The 12015-nt window shown below is 62.4% G+C and carries 11 protein-coding genes; 4 read left to right on the forward strand and 7 right to left on the reverse strand.

The window, feature by feature from the left end:
- Positions 1-2 precede the first annotated feature (2 nt).
- From J2W46_RS24430 to mprF, 4 genes are all read right to left on the reverse strand, one after another.
- Positions 3-263, reverse strand: coding sequence for an acyl carrier protein (locus tag J2W46_RS24430; protein ID WP_204520924.1), 261 nt, complete (start codon positions 261-263; stop codon positions 3-5).
- Positions 264-1937 carry an amino acid adenylation domain-containing protein gene (locus J2W46_RS24435; protein WP_310356960.1) on the reverse strand — a complete coding sequence of 558 codons (1674 nt, stop codon included), beginning with the start codon at positions 1935-1937 and terminating at the stop codon, positions 264-266. It abuts the gene before it with no gap.
- Between the two features lie 551 nt (positions 1938-2488).
- Positions 2489-3766: a virulence factor family protein gene (locus J2W46_RS24440; protein WP_310356963.1), complete on the reverse strand. Its 1278-nt coding sequence runs from the start codon at positions 3764-3766 to the stop codon at positions 2489-2491.
- Positions 3763-6315, reverse strand: coding sequence for a bifunctional lysylphosphatidylglycerol flippase/synthetase MprF (mprF, locus tag J2W46_RS24445; protein ID WP_241077915.1), 2553 nt, complete (start codon positions 6313-6315; stop codon positions 3763-3765). The genes J2W46_RS24440 and mprF overlap by 4 nt, the downstream gene beginning before the upstream one ends.
- A 512-nt stretch (positions 6316-6827) precedes the next feature.
- On the opposite strand from mprF, the gene J2W46_RS24450 reads away from it, so the two are divergent.
- Entirely contained in the window at positions 6828-6968 is a 141-nt protein-coding gene (locus tag J2W46_RS24450) for a hypothetical protein (RefSeq protein ID WP_020070266.1), read from the forward strand.
- A gap of 202 nt (positions 6969-7170) precedes the next feature.
- Here the strand turns inward: J2W46_RS24450 and J2W46_RS24455 are convergent, their stop codons facing one another.
- Positions 7171-7323: a hypothetical protein gene (locus J2W46_RS24455; RefSeq protein WP_164853511.1), complete on the reverse strand. Its 153-nt coding sequence runs from the start codon at positions 7321-7323 to the stop codon at positions 7171-7173.
- 234 nt (positions 7324-7557) lie between these two features.
- On the opposite strand from J2W46_RS24455, the gene J2W46_RS24460 reads away from it, so the two are divergent.
- On the forward strand, positions 7558-8955 hold the full coding sequence (locus J2W46_RS24460; protein ID WP_310356967.1) for an MFS transporter: 1398 nt from the start codon (positions 7558-7560) through the stop codon (positions 8953-8955).
- A 23-nt stretch (positions 8956-8978) separates the two neighbouring features.
- Here J2W46_RS24460 and J2W46_RS24465 read toward each other — a convergent pair whose 3' ends face one another.
- Positions 8979-9473: a DUF421 domain-containing protein gene (locus J2W46_RS24465; protein ID WP_087752529.1), complete on the reverse strand. Its 495-nt coding sequence runs from the start codon at positions 9471-9473 to the stop codon at positions 8979-8981.
- 379 nt (positions 9474-9852) lie between these two features.
- On the opposite strand from J2W46_RS24465, the gene J2W46_RS24470 reads away from it, so the two are divergent.
- The gene (locus J2W46_RS24470) at positions 9853-10089 is read left to right on the forward strand and encodes a hypothetical protein (protein WP_020070262.1); all 237 of its coding nucleotides are present in this window, start codon (positions 9853-9855) and stop codon (positions 10087-10089) included.
- Positions 10090-10161: 72 nt separating this feature from the next.
- On the opposite strand, the gene J2W46_RS24475 is transcribed toward J2W46_RS24470, so the two are convergent.
- Complete coding sequence (locus J2W46_RS24475) at positions 10162-11178, reverse strand: NAD(P)/FAD-dependent oxidoreductase (RefSeq protein ID WP_310356980.1); 1017 nt, start codon at positions 11176-11178, stop codon at positions 10162-10164.
- Positions 11179-11537: 359 nt separating this feature from the next.
- On the opposite strand from J2W46_RS24475, the gene J2W46_RS24480 reads away from it, so the two are divergent.
- Positions 11538-11975 (forward strand): carboxymuconolactone decarboxylase family protein, encoded by a 438-nt coding sequence (locus J2W46_RS24480; protein ID WP_020070260.1) that lies wholly within the window; start codon positions 11538-11540, stop codon positions 11973-11975.
- Positions 11976-12015: the final 40 nt, after the last annotated feature.

The raw sequence follows: 12015 nt of genomic DNA on the forward strand, positions 1-12015 counted from the left end.
CCTCAGCTTCGCGTTGCAATCGACTCCTCCGGCACGAGTTGCGCGATCACGCCGGCCAGCGCAGCGATGCTCGCGAACATGTCGTGGGTGATCAGCGAGCCCGGAATCTCGATCGCGAACGCTTCTTCGACGGCCAGCATCACTCGCACGGTGCCCAGCGACGACAAACCGGCAGCGTATAGATCGTCGTTATCGCCTAGCGTGTCGATTTCGACATCGAGGCAGGCGGTCTCCTCGAGAATGCGGCGCACATGATGTTTCATTCATTTCCCCGATTGCGTGAATTTCTCGCGCGGCACTCGAACGTCGCCGTCGCGGATGCTGTGTGTCCGTAAGGAGAACGCATCGCCGCTCGCGCAATGAGCCGCGAGCGCCCTTCTGTCGATCTTGCCGTTTGCGTTCAGCGGCATTGCGTCGAGCGCGATGACTCGCTGCGGCACCGCGTAGGCCGGCAGGCGCTGACGGCATGCATGCAGAATCTGCGAGACGTCGACCGGCGTGTGCGTCACGAACGCAAGCAAGCCGTGCGCGCGGCCTGCTTCATCGACGGGCCATGCGATCACCGCGCAAAGCGCGGCGCGGCTACTCGTCTGAACCACCTGCTCGACTTCCTCGATCTCGATGCGGTTGCCGCGAATCTTCACTTGCGTATCGAGACGCCCTTGAAAGACGATGCCCTCTTGCGGCACCTCGCGTGCGGCGTCGCCGCTTCTGTACCAGTGCGATGAGCGCAAGCCCGCATAACGCCCTGTAACGAACCGGCAATTGTTGGGTTCGTCCGCGCGCAGGTAGCCTGCCGCGACCTGTGGGCCGCCGATCAGCAATTCACCGCTCTCGCCTTGTGCGACCGGCTGCAAAGCTGCGTCGACGATCAGCAGTTCCATGCCGGGCAAGGCCCGGCCAAGCGGCATGACGGCGTGCGTTGCATCGGCGAGAAATCGCGGCGTGGCTTCGAAAGCGGTGCACGCGACGGTCGTTTCCGTCGGGCCGTAGAGGTTAAAAATGCGGCTCTGCGGCGCCGCCTGCTGCCATGCCTGCGCGAGTGACACGGGCAGCGGTTCGCCGCCGAAGCACGTCACGCGCAGACTCGCGAACTGGTTGGGCGTGAGCTTGCGCAACTGACGCATGAAGGCAGCCACCGAGGGCACGCTGTTCCAATGCGTGATCGCATGTTCGCGGATGAAAGCCGCGTTGTAGATCGGCTCGACCGTTTTCGGCACGTACAGGCAGGCGCCGTTCGCCCAGCACACGAACATGTCGTGCACCGAAGGATCGAAGGACAGTTCGCAAAATTGTGCATAACGTGCATCAGGTAGCCGGCCGAGCAATTGAAGTTGCGCGGCGACGTAGGCGCAGGCGTTCGCGTGCGAGATCGGCACGCCTTTCGGCGCTCCGGTGGAGCCCGACGTGAAGAGAACGTATGCGTGATCGTTCAGCGCGCGTTCAACCGCGCGGCACGGGTCAATGCACAATGAATCCGATAATCGAGGCAGATCCGCCACGCGGCGACCAGCCGGAGAGTCGTCCATGCCGCTGAAATCTTCCTCATCGTCGATGAAAAAGATTTGGGGGCACTCGTCTATCAGCATGAGCACTTCATCGAGTAAAGCCGTACAGCGGCGATCGACCAGCAGCACGGGCGCCGCCGACTGCTCGACGGCCGCCGCGATACGGGCGGCGGGCAGCGTCGGATTGAGCGGCACGTAGGCGAAGCCCGCCTTCATGACGCCGAGCAAACCCGCATAGGCGGCGACGCTGCGGTGTGCGAAAAGCAGACAACGGCGAACGCCGTCGGCGGGCATTGCCGATGTCAGTCCGGCCGCGATACGGCTCGCACGCGAAGCGAGTTCGCCATAGCAATACAGGTGTTCGTCGACCCAGAGCGCGGGCCGCTCGGGCTCGCTTGCGGCAGTGTCGAAGAAAAAGGAATCCAGCATTCACGGCCTCGCGTTGCACATGCACGGTCCCGCCGCGCACGGTCGGCAACCGGGCGAAAGCGGTTCTCCGTCATGTCGGACACACACTGCCGAGCGGACGCAGTGCGCGGTGGCGCACTGAGTTACCGCAGCAGAATGTCGTAACCAGGATGAACGAAAACGGCGCCTTGCAACGTCAGTTGCGCGAGCAAATACTCGTGCCGCCGGCCATTGAAGGATTTGGAATGATCATAGGATCCGGCCGCGCCGGTATATGTACGATAACGCTCTCACACCGCGATCGAGCGTGCGGGAGAACGCGCGTCGCGCTGACTGCGGACGCGGCGGCGGCGATGATTGGGTGCGCGTCGCATTCGAGCGCTGAGGAGAAAAACGCGCTGATGAACCGCGCGCGTTTTTGAAGAACCGGCAGCGATGGCTGCGGGAATACGTGAGGCCGACGCCCAGAATGGGACGCTCGAACGACGAGGCAGCGCAACGCTGATGAAACCTCGCTGCAACGTCGATGAAACACCCATGCAACAACGGCGCATGACGCGCCGTTTGAACAATCAGTCTTGCACGCCGCTCTGCTTCCTGAACGCGGCGAGAATGCGTCGTTCGAGCGCGTTGTAGTCGCCGCCGAAGTGGTGATCGCCCGACGTACGGATCACTTCGATGCCCGTCTTCGTCAGCGCGGGACACAGCGTGTCTTCTTCGTCTGCGCCGTATATGCACTGCACGATCGCGGGCGGCACGCGGGTCAACTCGGGGCGCACCTTCAACGCCTTATCGCTTGCGGGCATGCCGAGCCAGCCGCCTACGCGGATCTGGAAGTCGGCGTCCGGCGCGAAGCCGAGCAGCGAAATCAGCGACACCTTCGCGCGGAACGCGTCGGGCAAGCGGTTGTATGCGAAAGGCATTACGTCCGCGCCGAACGAATAGCCGATAAGCGCGATGTGCTGCGCGTGCCAGCGCGCGCCGTAGGTTTGCATCACACGTGCGAGGTCGCGGCTCGTCTGCGCGGGCGGCTTCTCGCTCCAGAAATAGCGCAGGCTGTCCCAGCCGATCACCGACACGCCGTCTTTCTGCAACGCCTGCGCGATGGTCTTGTCGAGATCGCGCCAGCCGCCGTCGCCGGATATCACGATCGCCATCAAGCCGTTGGGATGCGCCGCCGGCAACTCGATCAACGGCAGATCGGAGACGTCGTCGTCATGGGCCGATATGGTTTGCAGATGCGGCGCAATCAACGTGACGAGCCGCGCGCGATCGGCGTTGCCCGTCGACGCTTTTTCTACAAAGCCAGGAATCTTGTCGCGAATGATGGTTGCATCCGGCGGGCACGGCCGGAAACGCCGATCGAGCGTGGGCTCGGCATCCACTGAAACAGCACCTGCAATCGTGTTCGAAGGCGCCTGTTCGAGCACCTGCATGGCGAGCGTCGCGCCCTGCCCGGTGCCCGCGACGATCGGCGCGAAATAGTGGCTCGACTGCGATTGCCGTTCCAGTTGATGGCTCAACGCTTCGGCGTCGCCCACGAGCTGATTGCAGGTCTCTTTCTTCTGCGCCAGATCCGTCGCGAGGTTCGCTGCATACCGTGCCGTATCCACGCCAACGGTCAATGCGCCGGCCTTGGCGAGCGCCTCGGCGCTGTGCTGATCGGCCGCGCTCCAGCCGCTTGCCTGCGAGTAAAGCACCACGAAGCCACGCAACGGACCCACCGGCTGCGTGACGGTGACGTTGCCGTAGCGGCCGCCGGGAATGGTGGTCGACGCCGCTTTGGCGAGCGTGCTGCAACTGACGAGGCCTGCTACGACAGCAAGCCTGAAAAACGAATGCAAGGTCATGAACGCCGGCCTCCTGCCAGCAATGACAGGTCGGCGAGCGTGAAAACCACGCCTACCGAACCCGACGCCGCGAGATAGCGCGGCTCCCAATGCGGCTGGAACTTGCTCTTGAAAGCGCGCAGCCCGCGGAAGTTATAAAAGCGGCCGCCGAAGCGCCACACGATGCCCGCAACCCGATGCCAGCGCGACGCGAGCGGCGTCGGCTGCATACCCGAGAGCGGCGCGATGCCGAGACTCAGCGAGCGGAATCCGGCCTGTTTCAGATGCAACGCGAGCTGCGTGAACAGATATTCCATTGCGTACGGCGACGCACTTTCCACGTGACGCATGACGCCGACAGTCGCCTCGGTGTTCAGGTCGGTCGTCATGAACGTGACGAAGGCAACCGGCTCCCCGTTCTGGCGCACCAGCATGACCGACTGCGCGGCGAGGTATTCGTCGGTGAAGGCTGCCACCGAAAAGCTCTTCTCACGCGCGTCGCGGCTGTTGAGCCAGCCGTTGGAAATGCCGCGCAACGTTTCGAGCGACGCCGGCACATTCGCCTGATCGATCACTTCGACGGTGAAACCGTCGCGCTCGCCGCGCTTGAGCGCGTAGCGCAGATGCGCGCGGTGTGAACCCTTCAGATCGAAATCGTCGAGCACGACATGGGCTTCCTCGCCGAGCTTCATCAGCGAAAGGCCCGCGTCGAGGTACAACGGCAAAGCGTTGGCGCGCACCTGATAGAACGCCGCGCGTCCGCCATGCGCATGCGCGAGCGCGACGAACTTGCTGATGAGGCCCGCCCACTCTTCGCGCGGCCCGACCGGATCGTGCAGTGCGGCCCACGTGCGCCCATATTTGGCGTACATCAGGAAAGCTTCACGCGACTCCGAGAACAGAAAACTCTTGTCGCCCATCAGCGCGAGACCGGCGTCGCTGCGCTCCTGCGCACGCACGATGCGCGCCGCGTCGTGCAGATCTTCCGGCGCCGGTTTCACGAAGTGGCCCGGCGCGGGGCGCAGCAACTGCCAGAACGAGAACGTCGCCGCAAACAGACTCGCGGCCAGCGTCGCGCGCAGCGCACGCGGCGCGCGTTCGTCGAAAGCGAATTGCCACCACAGGTCGCGCGTATAGGGAACGTCGCGAAAAGCGAACAGCATGACCCAAGTGGCGAGCATCAGCACCATCGCAACCGACACGAGCCAGCCGGCCGTGAAGCGCTCCGCAAACAGCGACGAATGACGATTGAAACGCCGGCGCGTTGCAAGCAGCAGCACGATCAGCGTGCACAGCACACCTGCTTCGACGAATGCGAGACCCTTGGTCAAGGACAGCGCGAGACTCACCACGGCGAGAGCCAGGGTCATCCACCAGGCGGCGTCGAGACGCCTTAGCAGACCGCGCGCGACGAACAGCAACAGCACGCCGAGCACACTGCACAGCATCTGCGAGCTTTCCAGAACCCACAGCGGCAGCACGTCGCGCAAAATATGAAGACGCTGCCAGAACGCGGGCGTTGCGCTGGAGATCACCAGCATGCCGCCGACCACGAACGTGACGAGGCTCAGGAAGAGCGGCGCAAGTCTCGACGCGCCCGCGGCGTGCCGCAACGGCAGGCGGCCTTTCAACGCGCGGCCTTCGAAACCGGCGAGCAGCGCAGCCGAAACGACCAGCGGCACGCCAAAATAGATCGCACGATAAGCGAGCAACGCAGCGACCATCTGCTGCGTGGCCACACTTCCGTTCAGCGTGAACACCATTGCCGCTTCGAATACGCCGACGCCGCCAGGTGTATGACCGATCATGCCGAGCAGCATGGCCGCGGCATAGACGGTGATGAACGTGACGAAGCTCACGTCGGCGTGCGGCAGCAGCGCCCACAGCGCGAGGCCGGCGGCGACTACATCGACCACCGCAAGCCCCACCTGTTCTAGCAGATCGCGGCGAGCGGGAATGTCGAACGACAGCCACTGCCAGCGTGTGCGGACCGAGCGCGTTTCGACGCGGCATGCGGCGCACAGCAGGCCGAGCGCAACCAGCAGCAACGCACCCACCCAGCGAACGGTGGCGGGCGACAGATGCAGCATCGGGGCAAGCCTGCCGCCTACGCACACCATGCCGAGCGCCGTCATCAGTACAAGTGCGAGCGCGAGCGAAACGCTCGTGAATACGGTCATGCGGCCGATCTGTGCGGGCGTGATATTCGCCACGCCGTACACGCGGGCGCGCACCGCGCCGCCAGTCAATGCGCCGAAGCCGGTGGCATTGCCGAGCGCGGAGCCCGCCGTGGCGCCGATCCACAGCGCTGCGCGAGGCACGGCCGCGCCCAGATAGCGCAGGCCGACTGCATCGCGACCGACCAGTGCCACATAACTAAGCGCCGTGGCGGCGAGCGCGGCGGTCCACTCGCCGGCCGTCAGCCGGCGCAGCTCGTGCATGACCGAGCGGTAATCGACGGCCTGCGACAGATGCTGGAGCACGACGAGCAGCAGCGCGCAGATTGCAAGCGCGAAAACGGGCGAGAGTAATCCCCTGATGCGAGAGGTCTTCGATGCACGAACGAACATCGCGCCTATGCGGCCGAAATTATTCTTATATCGATGGAACATGGTCAATGCGGGCCTTGCGTGGAGCTGTCGCGGCGACGGGCCGTCTGCCGCAAGGTCGCCGGTTCGGCGATTACAACTGGATAACGGCAGACAGGTTAAAAGGTTGACAGTGCAGGCCTTGGCGCCGGGGTTTAACCTGGGCCGATTGTGTGCAACGGGCGGGCTTCGCGGAGCGTTCTGGCGCCCGGTCGGCGGGTGTTGAATCCAGGGGGCTGAAGTTTAAACGCTTATTCGGCGCCGCGAACGAAGATCCGCAAATTGCCGGAACGGAACGCTGCTGTAGCGGCTTTGCGCGCGCACTAGCGTGGGTTAAACGTGCATATCCGCCGGGTGAATCTCAGTGGGAAAACTTCGTGGGCGCGAATAGCGCCGGTTAAGCTTTTCGCCACATCTGCCGTAATCGCAAGCATCAGCCTCACGAGATGCGACGTGTTAGCCGCAAGAACGAGGCACTTGACTGGAGAACGATGATGGCAGAACAGGATTGGATGATGGCGGGCTTGTATCTGGTCGGTCTGGTGTCGACCGCTCTCGTGATGAGCGCTTTGTCTGCGCGAGCAACGAAAGTGCGTCAAACGCTTGCCCGAGTACCGCGTCGCTCGGGTGAATGAGCGGACACAAACTACGAATTAGCAGACGCACAAAGCACAAGCGGCGCAAATGCGCCGCTTGTTTCTGCTTGTTTCCGCTTGCTTCTCTCTGATCGGCCTGCGAAGGCTATCGCTTTACCGAGCCGTATCGGCGGAAAGCGCCAGCACGGCGCAAGCAAGCTTGCACCCGGCCTTTCGAGGCGCGGGCACCAGCGCGCGAGCCTTACTGCGGGCGGCGATGCGCTTCAGCGATCACAGCGCAGTTTTGCAGATGCAGATTCAGCGCGTGCAGCGCGAGTGCGCGCAGCTTTGCGAGCCAGTTACCGTTGGTGGCGACGGTGTTGCGAGCGGATGCAGTGTTAGAGGCGGTGTTCATGGTCGGGCTCCTGTATAGGGTTTCTACCTAGGGAATAACCCGATTATAGTCTTCTTATTGCGCAGCGCAACAAAAAACAAACATGTTGCGCAAGAGTCACAGACGTGGACCTGTCTCGCACGAGCCGACCGGGGCAAAAAAAGGGCGCAATGGCAGCGGGCAGTATTAACAAACCGCACCGTACAGGTGCAATAATGACCCTTTTGCCCGCGACAGCCCACCGCGGCCTCCTCCATGACCGTCGCCGAGAAAGCCCTTATTGCGCCTCTGATCGTCGCGTGCGCGATGTTCATGGAAAGCGTCGACGCAAACGTGATCGTCACCGCCCTGCCCGCCATGGCGCGCGACTTCGGGCGCGACCCCGTCACGCTCAAAATCGCGGTGACCAGCTACGTGCTCGGCCTCGGCGTATTCATTCCGGTGTGCGGCTGGCTCGCCGACCGCTTCGGCGCACGCACGGTATTTCGCACCGCCATCGGCATCTTCGTCACGGGGTCGCTGTTGTGCGCGGCCTCCAACTCGCTTGCCACCTTTACCCTCGCGCGTTTCGTGCAAGGCGTCGGCGGCGCGATGATGGTGCCGGTCGGGCGAATCATCATTTTCCGGGTTGTGCACAAAACCGATTTCATCCGTGCGATGAATTATCTGAGCGTGCCCGCGATGCTCGGCCCCGCGGCCGGTCCGCTGCTCGGCGGATTTATCACGACCTATCTGCACTGGCGTCTGATTTTTTTCATCAACGTGCCGATCGGGATTCTCGGCATCTATCTGACGAACAAACACATTGCGAACACGCGCGAGCCGCACCCGGGTCCGCTCGACTGGATCGGCTTTTTTCTGTCGGCGGCGGGCGCGGTGCTTCTTCTGCTGGGATTGTCGCTGATTGGCGGCGAACTGATTTCGAATCTCGACGCGTTCGGCATGTGCGCGGTGGGCGCCGTCCTGCTTGCCGTGTATGTCGCGTATGCGCTGCGCGCACGGCTGCCGCTGCTCGACTTGCGCTTCTTCAAGGTGCCGACGTTTCAGGCAAGCGTGCTCGGCGGGTCGTTGTTCCGCATCGGCCTCGGTGCACTGCCGTTCTTGTTGCCGCTGATGCTGCAGGAAGGTCACGGCATGAGCGCGTTTCAATCGGGGCTGATCACCTGCGCGTCCGCATTCGGCGGAATGTTCATGCGCACGGTTGCGTCGCGCGTGCTGCATCGCTATGGCTTTCGTTCTGTGCTGGTGGTCAATGCCGCGCTATCAGGAGTCTCGATCGCGGCCTGCGGACTGTTTTTTCCTGGTACGCCAACGTGGATCATCTGGGTGGTCGTGCTGCTTGGCGGCTTCTTTCCCGCGCTGCAATTCACGAGTCTCAATTCACTGACCTATGCCGAAATCGCGAGCCGCGACGTCGGACGCGCAACGAGCCTGGGCAGCGTCGTGCAGCAGATGTCCCTCGGCCTCGGCGTGACGGTCGGCGGCATCGTGTTGCAGATTTCGCGTTTGCTGCACGGCCATGAAGCCATCATGTGGTCGGATTTCTGGCCCGCGTTTCTTGTAGTCGGACTGTGCTCTTTCGCGTCCATTCCCGTTACGCTGCGCCTGCCGCCGCGCGCCGGCGAGGAGATCTCACGCGGCGGCCGCGGCTGACACCGGAGCATCGGCCCGCCTGCTCACTGGTCCTTATGGATCACGCTGACGTCGCCATTGCGTTCGAGAATGGCGGCCGCCACTTTGTCCATCGACCGTGAGCCGGTTTTCTGGCGCACGCTTTCGCATACATCGTTCCGTGTCATCAGCGCGGCTTTCATTTCCCGTTCGTTGAACGCACCGTTGTGGTAGACCTCACGCTCGACGCCGCCGATGAGCCGCTCAATCGCGGAAGATCGCACGCACGCCCATGCAAGGACGCGGTGACACACGACGATCATCAACGACGCGAGAACCGTCGCGACGAACGGCGATGCGCCAACAATCGCACGGCCCAACGTCGCGCCGAGCAGAATCACCACGACCGAATCGAACGGCGAGCGTTTGCCGAACGAACGCCGGCCTGAAATCCTGATCAGCACAAGCGTGACGAGAAACACCACGAAGGCGCGCAAGCTCATCTGCAGCGGGTCGAGATCCCTGCCTTGCCCGAATAGCAGATAGATCGCGTCCATCATTGTTTGTCCTCCTTGTAGCGGTCTCGCGCCGCCTGTCTTTTTGAGGTGTTCTGTGAAACGGGTGACGACGCCGCATGAGAGGGTCGAGCGCACGTTGCCTGCTGCGTCAAACCCGTCGATCAGACAGTTGAATGCACGGGAGTAAAGCCAGGCGGCATCGGCAACTTCTCCGCGCATGTCTGCGTTCAGCAAACCGCATGCCGTTCGCAACGCCGCAGTTCGTGAGATGACGCTCGTATCGCGATGCGGTGCGACGCATTGCACCTCTGCCATGATGTTCACCAATCTTTTGCCTGAAGCTTTCGGACCGCTGTCAGTCGTCAGGTCCCGCAATTGCTTGGACCACTTACGATTGGATCAACAACACAAGGAGCTTCCATTGAAACGCGCATCTCTTGCCACGGCTCTCGTGGCGTCACTCGCTTTCATGCACACTGCAGCGCACGCCGAAGGCTGCACCAAGGGCGCGGTTGTCGGCGGCGTCGGTGGCCATGTTGCGGGCGGTCACGGCGTGGCCGGCGCAGCAGCAGGCTGTGCGATAGGCCATCATGAAGCCAAGAAAAAGGACAAGGCCGCGAGCGCCGCGGCTGCCGCAAGTCAGCCTGCGGGAAAATAGCGCGACGTGATGTAAAAAAGACCCGGTGCGATCCAGCGATCGCAACCGGGTCTTCTGCAAGCGCGTGCGAAGTTATCCCGCCGCGCTGACCTTCTCCGCAAGTTTTGCGTCGTAACTCGAATGGACATGCACGCGTTTCTTGTCCGGATACGCGTATGAATAGGCCTTTCTCAACGCGAGCGAAGCCTCGTGAAAGCCCGACAAAATGAGCTTCTGCTTGTTCGGATAATTGGCGATGTCGCCGACCGCAAAAATGCCTGGTCGCGAGCTTTCGTAGTTGGATGTATCCACGTCCACACGGCCGCCGTGAATGCTCAAGCCCCAGTGACCGATCGGACCGAGATCGGCGACCAGTCCGTACAGCACGACGAGCTGTTCGGTTGGCAGTTCGGTCTCACCCTCGATATGTCGCAATGTGATGGATTTGAGCGCATCGGCTTCCGCGTCGCTTGCAACAGTAAGCCCCGAAATCGCGCCGACGATAAAATCCATCTCCCCTGCTTCCACTGCGCGCCGCATCAACTCCACGCTGGAGTCGGCCGCGCTAAAGCCATTTCGCCGATGCACGAGCGTGACGCGTCGCGCGACCTTGCGCAACGCAAGCGCCCAGTCGAGCGCGGAATCACCGCCGCCTGCCACGACAACGGTCTTGTCGGCGAAATCGGCGAGACGCTGCACGCTGTAATGCACATAGCGCGATTCGAGCGGCGCGGCTTCCGCAAGCGGCAGCTTCTGCGGCACGAAGGCGCCGTTGCCGGCCGCGAGCAGAATTGCAGCGACGTCGAATACGAGGCCGCGATCGGTCCGCACGGTCCAACGGCCGTCGCTGCGTTGTTCGACCGATTCGACCCGCTGCTCAAGATGAATGGGAACATCGAACGGCTTGCATTGCGCGAGCAGCCGGTCCACCAGTTCACGCGCGGTGCAAGACGGTATCGCGGGAATATCGTAGATCGGCTTGTCCGGATACAGCTCGGTGCATTGGCCGCCAATCTTGTCGAGCGCATCGACTATCTGGCAGGACAGCCCGATCACCCCGGCTTCGAAAGCGGCAAAGAGGCCAACGGGGCCCGCTCCGACGATCAGCACATCGGAACGGATGGATTCAGAGGGCGGCTCCGATACCGGCTCGGAGGCAGTCTGTGAAACTGGCTGCGGATTTGACTGCAAAGCTGATTCTGAGCCCTTTAGTGATGGAGGCTCGGCGGCGGACGTCATTCAGTATCTCTTCGATGGGACCAGTGACCCACCATACCGAATCGCCGTAGGCGCGGCAACGATGCCATTACAGTGAGCAAGGACGCTCGTCGAGCCGCCCACCGGTTTTCACAACGCAAAAGTGGTTACCTGAAAATCGCCAAAAATGGCCATTTTGCAAAGCCAGTGCCGCGACTAGTATTCACTCACCGCATCATTGATGCGTTCCACTAAACGCCAAGGAGTGAATCATGCAACAACGTCTCGATTTCTACAAAGCCGGTCCCGCCGCTATCAAAGCCATGCTGGGTCTTGAAGAACGCATCGGAAAATCGTCGATAGAAAAGTCGCTCGCGGACCTGGTTCGCCTGCGCGCATCGCAGATCAACGGCTGTGCTTTCTGCGTCGATATGCACACTGCCGACGCCCGTAAAGCCGGCGAAACGGACCGGCGCCTCGCCACCGTCGTCACCTGGCGCGAAACGCCGTTCTTCACCGATCGCGAGCGCGCCGCGCTGGAATGGACGGAAGCCCTCACGCTCGTCTCGCACGACCATGTGCCCGACGCGGTTTGGGAAGCGGTGCGCCCGCATTTCGGCGACGAAGAACTGGTCGACCTGACGCTGCTTATTTCGGCGATCAACGCGTGGAATCGCTTCGCCATTTCGTTCCGCAAGATGCCTGCATGAGCACCGGTTGCGCGAATGCATTGCACCGCGCTTCGCGTTC

The sequence above is a fragment of the Paraburkholderia strydomiana genome (assembly GCF_031456815.1).
Lineage (GTDB): Bacteria > Pseudomonadota > Gammaproteobacteria > Burkholderiales > Burkholderiaceae > Paraburkholderia > Paraburkholderia caledonica.